Origin of the sequence: Actinoplanes campanulatus (assembly GCF_014647795.1) — a bacterium.
Classification (GTDB): Bacteria; Actinomycetota; Actinomycetes; order Mycobacteriales; family Micromonosporaceae; genus Actinoplanes; species Actinoplanes campanulatus.
In genome coordinates this window covers 50308-63280 of sequence record NZ_BMPW01000006.1, presented here as the reverse complement: position 1 = coordinate 63280, position 12973 = coordinate 50308, and the positions used below count along the sequence as shown (strand labels likewise).

13 protein-coding genes are annotated in these 12973 nt (G+C 71.2%); 6 read left to right on the top strand and 7 right to left on the bottom strand.

Going from position 1 to position 12973, the window contains the following annotated elements; all coding sequences use genetic code 11:
- Nucleotides 1-68 precede the first annotated feature (68 nt).
- Nucleotides 69-917: a sulfurtransferase gene (locus IEZ13_RS13070; protein WP_183222431.1), complete on the top strand. Its 849-nt coding sequence runs from the start codon at nt 69-71 to the stop codon at nt 915-917.
- 5 nt (nt 918-922) lie between these two features.
- Nucleotides 923-1258: a DUF1416 domain-containing protein gene (locus tag IEZ13_RS13065; protein WP_183222430.1), complete on the top strand. Its 336-nt coding sequence runs from the start codon at nt 923-925 to the stop codon at nt 1256-1258.
- Nucleotides 1259-1306: 48 nt separating this feature from the next.
- Here the strand turns inward: IEZ13_RS13065 and IEZ13_RS13060 are convergent, their stop codons facing one another.
- On the bottom strand, nt 1307-2563 hold the full coding sequence (locus IEZ13_RS13060; protein WP_183222429.1) for an AI-2E family transporter: 1257 nt from the start codon (nt 2561-2563) through the stop codon (nt 1307-1309).
- Nucleotides 2564-2719: 156 nt separating this feature from the next.
- On the opposite strand from IEZ13_RS13060, the gene IEZ13_RS13055 reads away from it, so the two are divergent.
- Nucleotides 2720-3016 (top strand): GroES family chaperonin, encoded by a 297-nt coding sequence (locus IEZ13_RS13055; RefSeq protein ID WP_183222745.1) that lies wholly within the window; start codon nt 2720-2722, stop codon nt 3014-3016.
- Here the strand turns inward: IEZ13_RS13055 and IEZ13_RS13050 are convergent.
- Both IEZ13_RS13050 and IEZ13_RS13045 read right to left on the bottom strand, forming a co-directional pair.
- The gene (locus IEZ13_RS13050) at nt 3007-4416 is read right to left on the bottom strand and encodes a PrsW family intramembrane metalloprotease (protein ID WP_229794658.1); all 1410 of its coding nucleotides are present in this window, start codon (nt 4414-4416) and stop codon (nt 3007-3009) included. The genes IEZ13_RS13055 and IEZ13_RS13050 overlap by 10 nt on opposite strands.
- Nucleotides 4417-4430: 14 nt before the next feature.
- A complete protein-coding gene (locus IEZ13_RS13045) occupies nt 4431-5549 on the bottom strand; it encodes an FUSC family protein (RefSeq protein ID WP_183222427.1) in 1119 nt (372 codons plus the stop codon).
- Nucleotides 5550-5578: 29 nt separating this feature from the next.
- Between IEZ13_RS13045 and IEZ13_RS13040 the strand changes: the two genes are divergently transcribed.
- A complete protein-coding gene (locus IEZ13_RS13040; protein ID WP_183222426.1) occupies nt 5579-6217 on the top strand; it encodes an HD domain-containing protein in 639 nt (212 codons plus the stop codon).
- On the opposite strand, the gene IEZ13_RS13035 is transcribed toward IEZ13_RS13040, so the two are convergent.
- The 3 genes from IEZ13_RS13035 to groL all read right to left on the bottom strand — a co-directional run bounded on the left by IEZ13_RS13035 (nt 6189) and on the right by groL (nt 10028).
- Nucleotides 6189-6473, bottom strand: coding sequence for a DUF4031 domain-containing protein (locus IEZ13_RS13035; RefSeq protein ID WP_183222425.1), 285 nt, complete (start codon nt 6471-6473; stop codon nt 6189-6191). The genes IEZ13_RS13040 and IEZ13_RS13035 overlap by 29 nt on opposite strands.
- Nucleotides 6470-8269 (bottom strand): glycerol-3-phosphate dehydrogenase/oxidase, encoded by a 1800-nt coding sequence (locus IEZ13_RS13030; protein ID WP_183222424.1) that lies wholly within the window; start codon nt 8267-8269, stop codon nt 6470-6472. The genes IEZ13_RS13035 and IEZ13_RS13030 overlap by 4 nt, the downstream gene beginning before the upstream one ends.
- A 136-nt stretch (nt 8270-8405) precedes the next feature.
- A complete protein-coding gene (gene groL / locus IEZ13_RS13025; RefSeq protein ID WP_183222423.1) occupies nt 8406-10028 on the bottom strand; it encodes a chaperonin GroEL in 1623 nt (540 codons plus the stop codon).
- 478 nt (nt 10029-10506) lie between these two features.
- Here groL and IEZ13_RS13020 point away from each other — a divergent pair, with 478 nt between their 5' ends.
- Together IEZ13_RS13020 and IEZ13_RS13015 are read left to right on the top strand one after the other, a co-directional pair.
- Entirely contained in the window at nt 10507-11010 is a 504-nt protein-coding gene (locus IEZ13_RS13020) for a GNAT family N-acetyltransferase (protein ID WP_183222422.1), read from the top strand.
- A gap of 20 nt (nt 11011-11030) precedes the next feature.
- Entirely contained in the window at nt 11031-11507 is a 477-nt protein-coding gene (locus tag IEZ13_RS13015; RefSeq protein ID WP_229794657.1) for a hypothetical protein, read from the top strand.
- Between the two features lie 177 nt (nt 11508-11684).
- On the opposite strand, the gene thrC is transcribed toward IEZ13_RS13015, so the two are convergent.
- A complete protein-coding gene (gene thrC, locus IEZ13_RS13010) occupies nt 11685-12968 on the bottom strand; it encodes a threonine synthase (protein WP_183222421.1) in 1284 nt (427 codons plus the stop codon).
- Nucleotides 12969-12973 lie beyond the last annotated feature (5 nt).

The window sequence follows — 12973 nt, the reverse complement described above, 5'->3', positions numbered from 1 at the left end:
GGAGTGCGACTGAACAGGACACTTCCGTGCGCTGACTCACCCATCACCCACCATCAGGGAGTGAACCGATGAGTCGCGACACCGCACTCGTCTCGGCCGACTGGGCCGAGGAGAACCTGGAGACCCCGGGTCTCGTCTTCGTCGAGGTCGACGAGGACACCACCGCCTACGACGGCGGCCACATCCCCGGCGCGATCAAGATCGACTGGAAGAAGGACCTCCAGGACCCGGTCCGGCGGGACTTCGTCAACCAGGAGCAGTTCGCCGCTCTGCTCTCCGAGCGCGGCATCTCCAACGACGACACCGTGATCCTGTACGGCGGCAACAACAACTGGTTCGCGGCGTACGCGTACTGGTACTTCAAGCTGTACGGCCACGAGGCGGTCAAGCTGCTCGACGGCGGCCGCAAGAAGTGGGAGCTGGACGCCCGCACCTACACCAAGGACGTTCCGGTCCGCGAGAAGACCAGCTACGTCGCCAAGGCGCCGAACCTGGAGATCCGCGCGTTCCGTGACGAGGTGGTCCAGGCCATCGGCGTGAAGAACCTGGTCGACGTGCGCAGCCCCGACGAGTTCGCGGGCCGCCTGCTCGCCCCGGCGCACCTGCCGCAGGAGCAGTCCCAGCGGGCCGGCCACATCCCGACCGCGATCAGCGTGCCGTGGAGCAAGGCCGCGAACGAGGACGGCACCTTCAAGTCCGACGAGGACCTCGCCAAGATCTACGGTGAGGCCGGTCTGGACGGCAGCAAGGACACCATCGCGTACTGCCGCATCGGCGAGCGCTCCTCGCACACGTGGTTCGTGCTCAAGGAGCTGCTCGGTCACGAGAACGTGAAGAACTACGACGGTTCCTGGACCGAGTACGGCTCCCTCATCGGTGTGCCGATCGCCCTCGGCGACGAGCCCGGAAAGGCCTGATCATCATGACTTCTCCCACCGCGAACGTCGCCGCCGGTTGCGCCGCCCCCGACCAGTCCGCGCCCCTCCCCAGCAGCGTGGACCTGGCCAAGGAGACGGTCATCACCGGCATCGTCCGCAACGCCGACAGCGAGGCCGTCGGTGGCGCGTACGTGCGCCTGCTCGACTCCTCCGGCGAGTTCACCGCCGAGGTGGTCTCCTCGCCCGAGGGCGTGTTCCGGTTCTTCGCCGCGCCCGGCTCCTGGACCGTGAAGGCGCTCAGCCGGCACGGCAACGGCGAGCTGGCGGTCGACGCCGCCCTCGGCGTCAACGAGATCGCTCTGAACGTGGCCACCGCCTGACCCACGCTCTGTTGAAAGGGCGGGACCCCTCGGGGTCCCGCCCTTCTCTCATGCCCCGCCGGTGGTGACCACCTCGGCGTGCGGTGGGATCTCCGGCCGCCGCCGGGACAGTCGCCGGATGCCGGTGTTGAGCACCGCGATCAGCGGCACCGCCACCAGCGCCCCGATGATCCCGGCCAGCACCACACCGCAGGCGATCCCGATGATCACCGCGAGCGGGTGCACCGACACCGCCCGGCCCATGATCAGCGGCTGGAGAACGTGCCCCTCGATCTGCTGGACCAGGATCACCGCGGCCAGCGTGATCAGAGCGACCACCCAGCCCTCGTCGACCAGCGCCACCAGGACGGCGACCACACCGGACACGCTGGCGCCGACGATCGGGATGAACGCGCCCAGGAAGACCAGCGCGGCCAGCGGGAAGGCGAACTCCACCTCCAGCACCACCAGCGCCAGGCCGATGCCGACCGCGTCGATGAAGGCGACCAGCACGGTGGCCCGCACGTACGACCCCAGGGTGGCCCAGGAGGCGTCGCCCGCGTCGGCCAGTGACCAGCGCGCGTTCACCGGGAAGAGCCGGACGATGAACCGCCAGATCGACCGCCCGTCCCGCAGGAAGAAGAACGTCGCGAAGAGGACCAGCAGCAGGCCGGTGACCAGCTCCGCGATGGTCGCCACGGTGGCGATGCCGGTGGAGGTCAGCGACGTGGTGTTCGAGTTGATCCACTCCTGGCCGGCGTCGATGCCCTGATCCACCTGCGCGTCGGAGAGGTGCAGCGGCCCGGTCCGCGCCCACTGCTGGATCTGCCGGACACCGGCGCTCGCGTTCTCGGTCAGTTTCGGCACCCCGGCGATGAACTGGTTCACCACCAGGGTCAGCGTGCCGACGACCGCGGCTATCCCGGTGACCATCACCAGGAACGTGGCCAGCGACCGGGGCAGGCGCAGCCGCAGCAGCCAGCCCACCGCCGGGCCGAACAGCGCCGACAGCAGCAGCGCGATGGCCAGCGGGATCATCACGATGCTGACCATGCCGATCAGCTTGAGCAGCGCCCAGCCGATCACGCCCACCACGATCAGGCGCCAGCTCCAGGACGCCGCGATGCGCAGCGGCTGCGGCACGTCCGCGTCGTCCCTACTGGCCGTCGAGTGGTGCGTGAACTCGGGCGCGGGCGGTGGTGGGATGAACTCCTCGTACCGGTCGGACTCCTCCTCGGCACGGTCGGTCCGGCCATGCCGCACCGATTCGCGGCCGGAGTCGTAGGCCTTCCTGAGGTTGTCCCGGACCCGTCGGAAGCGGTTCAACCGCCATACCCCCTCGACTCTCGAATGCGCGGTAATCACGCTAGTACCCACTGGCCCGGAACGCCTTACCCCGCGGCGACGGGAATCCGTGGCGGCGTACCGTCTGCAATCGTGAGTGCCGACACCGCCCGTACCGAGACCGGATTGCCGATCCGGATGCTGCACGACCGCGTCCTCGTCCGTCAGGACGGTGGGGAGGGCGAGCGGCGGTCCACCGCCGGCATCGTCATCCCGGCCACCGCCTCGATGGGCCGGCGCCTGTCCTGGGCGACCGCGGTCGGCGTCGGGCCCAACGTCCGGTCGATCGTGGTGGGCGACCGCGTCCTCTTCGACCCGGACGACCGCTCCGAGGTCGAACTGCACGGCAAGGGGTACGTGCTGCTCCGCGAACGGGACGTGCACGCGGTCGCCGCCACCCGGGTCGAGCCGGACGGCACCGGCCTCTACCTCTGAGGCGGCATCGGGGCGAACATCGGCGGAGGCGGCGGACTCGCGTAGTAGCCCAGCCGCACCGGCACCGGCATGACCGGCTCCGGCGGCGCGGCCACGGTCCGCACCACCCCGTCCGGGAAGGCGATCCGGTAATACCGCCCGTCCCACCAGGATGGCGGCGTCTGCGGGTCGCGCCCGGCGAAGACCGAACGGTACCCGGTTATCGCGGTCAGCAGCTCCCGCTCCTCCTCGGTGGCGTGGTTCAGCTCGTACGGAGTCCGCGGCAGCCCACGCCGCAGCCCGTCCCGCAGCAGCGCCAGCCGGGTCGCCGCGAACTGGAAGTCCCGCATCGCGCGGCGCCCCATCGGGCCGGCGACCCGGGTCGCCCACTCCCGGGCGGCGTGCCGGCGGCCGAGCGTGCCGAGGGCGGCCACCTCGGACGGGGCTAACCAGCCGGCGGCGGCGTAGTCGTAAAGCACCCGCTCGGCGAGTCGGCCCTCCCAGCTGCGCAGTGCGATGGCGAAGCCGACCACTAGGAAGAAGAACGGCACCATGAAGCCGAGGTAGCCGTACAGCATGATCATGGTCTCGCCGGTGGCGCCGGCCAGGGTCGGCAGCAGGTTGAAGATGCCGTGCAGGATCATCGCGAGCAGCAGGCCGGCCACCGGGGCGAGCCGCCGGACGGTCCGGTCGCCGGAGCGCGCCGCGATGCCCAGCCCGATCCCGGCCATCGAGGTGAACAGCGGGTGGGCGAAGCCGGTGAACAGGATCCGGACGATGAAGATCAGGAACACGTTCTGCAGGCCGGTGGCCGGACCGTACTCGTCGGCGCCCGCCGCGTAGCCGTGCCCGCCCAGGTACAGCACGTTCTCCACCATGGCGAAGCCGAGCGCGGAGAGCCCGCAGTAGACGATGCCGTCGGTGATGCCGGACCACTCGCCGCGGCGGCGCCAGAACAGCAGCAGCGGGCCCAGCACCTTCGTCGACTCCTCGATGAGCGGGGCCACCAGCACCGCGACCAGCGCGTCCGGCAGGCCCACCTTGTCGAAGAGCCAGGCGGCGCCGCTGTTCACCCCGAGGGACACCGCGGTCGCCACGGCGGCGCCCCAGGCGAAGCAGTAGACCAGGTATTTCGCGGGCTCCGGCTCGTACCTGTCCAGCCAGACGAAACTGCTGGCCAGCAGCGGGACCGGGAGGATCGCCGCGGTCAGGCCGACGGCCAGGCCGGTGATGCCGATGTTGTAGCCGAGGAAGACCAGCATGAAGACGGCCCCGGCGGCGATCAGTGCGATCACCAGGGCGACCGGCAGCCAGCGCCGCCACCCGGCGGTACGCCCGGGGACCGGCGCCTGCGCCGCCTCGGTCACCTCGGGGTAGGGAGGGACAGCCTCGGTCGTCTCGGGGGCGGGATCGTCGGCCATGCCCGCAAGCCTAGTCATCGACCGGTACGACGGCGTGCTCCGTGGGGCCGCCCCCGCCAGCCGATGGCGACCCGCACCTGACGGGTCGCCTCCGCGTACTCGACGCCGGTGGCACGCAGCAGGTCGGCCACCGCGGTCCGGATCTGCGCCACCACCACACCCCCGGAGTAGCCGACCCCCTCCTGGTAGGCGTGGCCCGACTCGGCGACCGCCCGCAGCGCCCGTTCCCGGGCCGCGACCGGCTCGACGCCCCGGTCCCACTCCTGCCGGAGCAGCTCCACGGCGTCGCCCAGGTGCCGGACCGACACGGGCAGCACCGCCGGGACCGGCTCCTGGTCGTTGAGCGCGGTGTGTGCCCGGCGCAGCAGCACCCGGACGTTACGCAGCGAGTAGGTGAGCTGGGGTGCGCCCTCGACGTACTGGGCCAGGGCGCCGCGGGCCCGCCACCGGGCCGGCGCGAACGCCACGTTCTCCCCGGCCGCCTCGATCGCGGACTGGAACGCCGCGAAGGGGCCCTCGGCCGCCCGCAGCCGCTCCAGGGCACCCTGGAGCACGTCCGGATCGGCGGCGGCCAGCCCGCGGGCCGCGTCGTGCAGGCCGTCGGTGAAGGCCCGCAGCGCCGGATCGGCGGCCCGGCGCACCACGGTCAGCGGATTCAGCGGCAGCAGCACGGTCATCACCACGAGCGCCACCGCACCGCCGACCAGAGCGTCCAGGAAGCGGGTCCAGGGCTGCCCGTTGCTCGAGGTGAGGGTGGCGACCAGCACCGCCGAGGAGGCGGACTGCACGATCAGCGCGGCGCCGCCGCCGACCGCGGTCGCCAGCAGCACCGCGAGCAGCACGATCAGGCCGATCTGCACCGGGCCGTTGCCGATCAGCAGGATGATGCCGTCGCCCAGGCCGATGCCGACCGCCACCCCGATGACCAGTTCCGCGGTCCGCCGCAGGCGCTGGCCCACCGACGAGCCGAGCGCGATCACCGCGGCGATCGGCGCGAAGAACGGTATCGGGCGTCCGGACAGGTCGTGAGCCACATACCACGCCAGTCCGGCGGCAAGACCGGCCTGCATCGCGAGCATCAGCCCGGCCCGGCCCCGGGCGAGGAACACCGGGACCCGCTTCTTGCCGATCATGACAACAACCTACGTGTCAGGATGCCTGAGTGACCTCTCTGCCTGAAGCTTTCCGGGCCGCGGCCCGTGGCGCCGGCGCCACCGCGAGCGACGCGGACCTGGACTCCGCCGCGAACTACCTGGTCGGCCGCTGGACCGAGCCGCAGCGCCACTATCACGACGTGACCCATCTCGCCGCGGTGCTCGAGGTGGTCGACCGCTTCGCCCACCTGGCGCCCCACCCCGACCGGGTACGCCTGGCCGCCTGGCTGCACGACGCGGTGTACGACCCGCGTGCTCTGGGTGACGCCAACGAGCGGGACAGCGCCGAGTTCGCCGAGGGTCTGCTGACCAGCCTGGGCGCCCCGGCCGAGGTGGCCGTCGAGGTGGCCCGCCTGGTGAGCCTGACCGCCGGGCACGCGACCGGGGAGAACGATCCGGACGGCGAGCTGCTCTGCGACGCCGACCTGTCGATCCTGGCCGCCGACACCGAGCGGTACGTCCGCTACACCAGCGCGATCCGCCGCGAGTACGCCCACGTCCCCGACGACGCCTTCCGGGGCGGCCGCTCGCGGGTCCTCACCGAGCTGCTGAACCTTCCGTCCATCTACCGCCACGCCGAGATCCGCGAACAGTGGGAGGACCGAGCCCGGGAGAATCTCAGGGCTGAGCTGGAAGAACTCGCTTGACCAGATACTTTGGGCGGCGCAGGCCGGCCGCCCGGAGACGGGCGGCCAGCTCGCGCGAGGGCAGCAGGGTGGCGCCCAGCCAGAGCGCGCTGTGGAACCGGAACTCCGGGATGTCGTAGTGGTCCCGGTCGAAGGCCCGCCGCGGCGTGCCGAGCATCTCGGCGAAGACGTGCAGCTCGTCGTAGGAGACGTCGCTGACCAGGTGCGACCAGAGACGGCCGCGACCCGGCCAGAGTGGCTCGTCGACGAGGATCAAAGGTCGATCTCGAGCAGCGGCTCCCGCCGGTCGGCGGCCAGCCCGCGAACGTCCGGCGCGCCCATCCGGGCGGCGTCGGCGGTCTCGTCGTCCGGCTTGGTCTGCGACTGCCGCTCGGCGGTGACCCGGGCCAGGTAGTGCTCGATCTCCTTCTGCCGGACGGTGGCGTCCCAGCCGAGCGCCTGGCCCATGATCTCGGCGGCGTGCGCGGCCGACTCGGCGCCACGGTGCGAGGTCTCGATCGAGATCCTGGTCCGCCGGGTGAGCACGTCGTCGAGGTGCAGGGCACCCTCGGCGAGCGCCGCGTACGCCACCTCGGCCGCGAGGTATTCCGGCGCCCCGGCCAGCGGCGCGGCCAGTTCGGGCTGGGCGGAGATCATCGCCAGCAGGTGCACGGTGAGGGTTCCGTACCTCTCCAGGAGATGCTCGACCACCCCGGCGGTGACGCCGTGCCGCCGGGCCGTGTCGTGCCGGTCCCGCCACGCGGCGGCATAGCCGTCCGCGCCGAGCAGCGGCAGCTCGGCGGTCCGCGACGGCCGGGCCGGACCGCCCAGCCGGCGCACCGCCCGGTCGATGACGTCGGCCGCCATCACCCGGTACGTCGTGTACTTGCCGCCGGCCACCAGCAGCAGCCCCAGCATCGGCTCGACCACGGCGTGCTCGCGGGACAGTTTCGAGGTGGAGTCGGCCTCGCCGGAGAGCAGCGGCCGCAGACCGGCGTAGACGCCCTCGATGTCGTCGGTGGTGAGCGGCCGGTCCAGCACCGCGTTGACCTGGTCGAGCAGGTAGCGGATGTCGCGGGCGGAGGCGGCCGGGTGGGCCCGGTCGAGCTGCCAGTCGGTGTCCGTGGTGCCGATGATCCAGTGACCGCCCCAGGGCAGCACGAACAGCACCGACGTCGCGGTCCGCAGGATCAGGCCGGACTCACCGGTGATCGCCGAGCGGGGCACCACGAGGTGCACCCCCTTGGAGGCGCGGACCCGCAGCCCCGGCCGGACGCCCACGTCGTTGAGCATCTGCGACATGTCGTCGCTCCACACGCCGGTGGCGGCGACCACCGTGCGCGCCCGGACCTCGAACTCCTCCGAGCCCGGGGCCTCCAGGTCACGCACCTTCACGCCGACCACCTGGCGGGCCTCACGCACGAAGCCGGTGACCCGGGCGCTGGTCACCACGGCGGCGCCCAGGCTGGCCGCGGTCCGCGCCAGGTTGACCACCAGCCGGGCGTCGTCGACCTGGCCGTCGTAGTAGCGGATGGCCCCGGCGATCCGGTCGGCCCGCAGGCTGGGGAACAGGTGCCGGGCGCCGTCGCGGGTGAGGTGCCGGTGCAGCGGCATGCCCCGGCCGGTGCCGAAGATCCCGGCGAACGCGTCGTAGGCGGCCACGCCGAGCCCGTAGTAGCCACGCTGCCAGGCACGCCGGGGCAGGCCGGCGCTGGGCAGCGGGACCAGGATCGGGACCGGGCGCACCAGGTGCGGCGCGAGCCGGGTGGCCAGCAGGCCGCGCTCGGTCAGCGCCTCGTGGACCAGATGCAGCTCGAGCTGCTCCAGATATCGCAGACCACCGTGGATCAGCTTGCTGGAGCGGCTGGACGTGCCGGCGGCCAGGTCCCGCGCCTCCACCAGGGCGACCTTGAGGCCACGGGAGGCGGCGTCGAGCGCGGCGCCGGCGCCGGTGGCCCCGCCACCGATCACCAGGACGTCGAACTGCTCGTCGCGCAGCCGGCGCAGGTCGGCCGCGCGCCGGATCGGGGACAGACGGCCGGCCGAATAGCGGGAAACGGAGGGATCACGCATCCGTCCCAGGTTAGCCCCCACAGGCGTCGCCCAGGCGAGGGAATATTTGCCGGCACACCCCGGGGGGAAGCGTCGCGCAGAAGGCCGGAAGGCGGCCCGCCGAAGCGGACCGCCTTCCGGTTGGGAACCGATGGACTCAGAAGTCCATGTCACCGCCGCCCGGGGCGCCGGCCGGAGCCGGGGTCTTCTCGGGCTTGTCGGCCACGACGGCCTCGGTGGTGAGGAACAGCGCGGCGATCGACGCGGCGTTCTGGAGCGCCGAGCGGGTCACCTTGGCCGGGTCGATGATGCCCGCGGCCAGCAGGTCCACGTACTCACCGTTCGCGGCGTTGAGGCCGTGGCCCGCCTCGAGGTTGCGCACCTTCTCCACCACGACGCCGCCCTCGAGGCCGGCGTTCACGGCGATCTGACGCAGCGGGGCGTCGAGCGCGACCTTGACGATGTTGGCACCGGTGGCCTCGTCGCCCGACAGGTCCAGCTTGTCGAAGGCGGTCTTGCCGGCCTGCACCAGCGCGACACCACCACCGGGCACGATGCCCTCCTCGACGGCCGCCTTCGCGTTGCGAACGGCGTCCTCGATGCGGTGCTTGCGCTCCTTGAGCTCGACCTCGGTGGCCGCGCCGACCTTGATCACCGCAACACCGCCGGCCAGCTTGGCCAGGCGCTCCTGCAGCTTCTCACGGTCGTAGTCGGAGTCCGAGCGCTCGATCTCGGCACGGATCTGGTTGACCCGGCCCTGGATCTGCTCGGCGTTGCCGGCACCGTCGACGATGGTGGTCTCGTCCTTGGTGATGACGACCTTGCGGGCCTGGCCCAGCAGCGACAGGTCGGCGGCGTCGAGCTTGAGGCCGACCTCCTCGCTGATGACCGCGCCACCGGTGAGGATGGCGATGTCCTCGAGCATGGCCTTGCGACGGTCACCGAAGCCGGGGGCCTTGACGGCGACCGACTTGAAGGTGCCGCGGACCTTGTTGACGACCAGGGTGGCCAGGGCCTCGCCCTCGACGTCCTCGGCGATGATGACCAGCGGCTTGCCGGACTGCATGACCTTCTCGAGGACCGGGAGCAGGTCCTTGACCGCGGAGATCTTGCTGTTCGCGATGAGGATGTAGGGGTCGTCGAAGACGGCCTCCATGCGCTCGGCGTCGGTCATGAAGTACGCCGAGATGTAGCCCTTGTCGAAGCGCATACCCTCGGTGAGCTCCAGCTCGAGACCGAAGGTGTTGCTCTCCTCGACGGTGATGACGCCTTCCTTGCCGACCTTGTCCATGGCCTCGGCGATGATCTCGCCGACCGTGGAGTCACCGGCGGAGATGGAGGCGGTGGAGGCGATCTGCTCCTTGGTCTCCACGTCCTTCGCGAGCTGCGAGAGGCCCTCGGAGACGCTGGCCACGGCGGCCTCGATGCCCCGCTTCAGGGCCATCGGGTTCGCGCCCGCGGCGACGTTGCGCAGACCCTCACGGACCAGAGCCTGGGCCAGGACGGTCGCCGTCGTCGTGCCGTCACCGGCGACGTCGTCGGTCTTCTTGGCGACCTCCTTGACCAGCTCGGCGCCGATCTTCTCGAAGGTGTCCTCGAGCTCGATCTCCTTGGCGATGGATACACCATCGTTGGTGATCGTGGGGGCGCCCCACTTCTTCTCGAGAACCACGTTGCGGCCCTTGGGGCCGAGGGTCACCTTGACCGCGTCGGCGAGCTGGTTCATACCGCGCTCGAGGCCCCGGCGAGCCTCCTCGTCGAATGCGATGATCTTGGCCATACGGCGTTGTCCTCCCGGACATCCGCGGCGCCGGGCCTCATCAGCCCCGCTCTCCGCACTTTGAGGAAGTCTGTGGACGTCACCACCTGGCGATGTGACGTCCTCAGGCCGAGCCGGATAGCCCGCGACGACCGGCTCCGTGCCCCGATGCCGATGGCAGCATCGTGACCGGAACCCCACCGTCCCGACCTGCTGGCACTCAGCATGCGCGAGTGCCAATCACTTGTTTAGCACTCTCCGATGGCGAGTGCAAGAAACCCCATCTTCCCGCGAAACCCCCGGGGGAGCCCAGGTTTCCGCTAAGGATCTTGACGTCCCAGCTCAGCGGGGTTGCCGGACCACTCGGACGCCTTCCGGCGGGACGTGACGAGCACCGCAACCGCCCAGACCACGTAGAGGAGTCCCGCCGGCACCGGCTGCCACTCGGCTTCGCGACAACCCGGTTGCCGACCGGGGGCCACGGCGGTAGGGATTACCCATGGAGAACTGGGACGTACGCCGGGTCACCCCGGAGGATGCCGGGCGCATGCGGGCGCTCCGGCTGGAGATGCTGGCGGACAGTCCCCTCGCGTTCCTGGAGACCCTCGCGCAGGCGGCGGCCCGGCCGCACGAGAGCTACCGGCAGCGGATCCGGCAGTCGTCCGAGGGTTTCGAGACGGCCCAGTTCATCGCCGACCCGGGTGGGCCGCTGGCCGGACACGCCGGGGGGATCGTGCTGCCGGACGAGCCGCACTGCACGGTGATCTTCGCGGTGTACCTGACTCCGGCGTACCGGGGCGGCAAGATCCTCGGGCAGTTGATCGAGGCGGTCGCCGACTGGTCGGCCGCGGCCGGGCGGGACGAGCTGATGCTCGAGGTGGTGTGCGGCAACGGGCGGGCCGTCCGGGCGTACGAGAAGCTGGGTTTCGCCGACACCGGGGTGCGCCTGCGGCATCCGACCATCCCGGCCCTCACCGAGCTCCAGATGCGACGGCGGGTCTGATGGCCGGGCGGGGGTGGCACGTGACGCGCACGGTCCTCACCGCCGTGAACGGGACGACCGTCATCGGTCTGCTGATCGCGCTGTCCACCGGGGCGCGGGTCCGGCGCGGCCGGCACGGCGTGCTGATCGCCGAGAACTACCGGCTCCGGGTGCCGCCCGCGACCTGCTTCACGGTCGGCTCGGTGATCATCACGAAGCGCACCGCCGAGTGGCTGCTCGCCGAGGAGCGGGCCCGGCTGCTCGCCCACGAGAGCCGGCACGCCGGCCAGTACGCCGTCCTCGGACCGCTGTTCTGGCCCGCCTACTGGCTGGCCTGCGCCTGGTCGATCGCGCTCACCACGTCCTACGGGGTGCGCAACTGGTTCGAGCGGGACGCGGGACTGGCCGACGGGCACTACCCGGAGGACCTGCCACTGCGGCCGTGGGCAGTGCGAAGGCGGTGGGCAGTGCGGATGTTTGGTCGGGAGGACGGACGCACAACGCCTCCGGGCACGTAGCCGTATGGGTCAGCGCTGGATCGTTGGGACCCTCGGAGATTGTCGCCAAGCTCAGGTGAGGGGCCTCGTACGGCGTCGCGTCCTCCCGCAGAGAGCATCCTGCCCATCCGGAGATCGGAGTGCAAGTCCTCGGAGGAGGGAAATCTCGACAACCGGCTGATCGCCGATTACCCAGTGTTATCCGAGCAGGCCGGCTTCGCGAGCACCACGCAGCGACGGCTTGATCGTGTGGGTCGGTCCAACCTGTCCGGCGACCGCGTCGAGGGTCTTCAGGCCCTCGCCGGTGTTGTAGACGACCGTCTCCTTGGTGGGGTCCAGCTTGCCGCTCTCCACCAGCTTCTTCAGCACGGCCACCGTGGTGCCGCCGGCGGTCTCGGCGAAGACGCCGGTGGTCTCGGCGAGCAGCCGGATGCCGGCCCGGATCTCGTCGTCGTTGGCGTAGTCCATCCAGCCACCGGTGCGGCGGACCGCCTCGATCGCGTACGGCCCGGCGGCCGGGTCGCCGATGTTCAGCGACTTGGCGATGCCGGTCGGCTTCACCGGGGTGATCACGTCGGTGTCGGCGTGCAGCGCCACGGCGATCGGGTTGCAGCCCTCGGACTGGGCGCCGAAGACGGTCCAGCCGCCCTCCGGGGCCTCGACCAGTCCGATCTCGACCAGCTCGGAGAACGCCTTGTCCACCTTGGTGAGCAGCTCACCGGAGGCCATCGGGATGACCACCTGGGCCGGGATGCGCCAGCCCAGCTGCTCGGCCACCTCGTAGCCCAGCGTCTTGGAGCCCTCGGCGTAGAACGGCCGCACGTTCACATTCACGAACGCGGTGTCCTCGAAATCGTCGGTCTCCACCAGCTCGCTGCACAGCCGGTTCACGTCGTCGTAGGAGCCCTCGATGGCCACCAGCTCGCCGCCGTACACCGCAGTGGTGATGATCTTGCCCTGCTCCAGGTCGGAGGGGATGAAGACGATGCTCGGCACGCCGGCCCGGGCCGCGTGGGCGGCCACCGAGTTGGCCAGGTTGCCGGTCGAGGCGCAGGAGAACCGCTGGAAGCCCAGCTCCTTGGCGGCGGTCAGCGCCACCGAGACGACCCGGTCCTTGAACGAGTGGGTCGGGTTCTGCGAGTCGTCCTTCACCCACAGCGGCGCCGTCAGCCCGAGCGCGGCGGCCAGCTGCGGGGCGGCGACCAGCGGGGTCATGCCCGGGTCGAGCGTCACCCGGGCCGCCGGGTCCTGGCCGGCCGGGAGCAGGGCCGCGTAGCGCCAGATGTTCTGCGGGCCCGCCTCGATCTGGGCCCGGGTCACCCGCGCGAGCGCCGCCTCGTCGTAGGCGACCTCGAGCGGGCCGAAACACTCGTAACAGGCGTGCTGCGCGGCCAGCGGGTACTCGGCGCCGCAAGCGCGACAGATCAGCCCACGAGCGGGCGAAGCGGAGGTGGCAGAGGGTGCGTCGACGACAGACGTCATTAGAG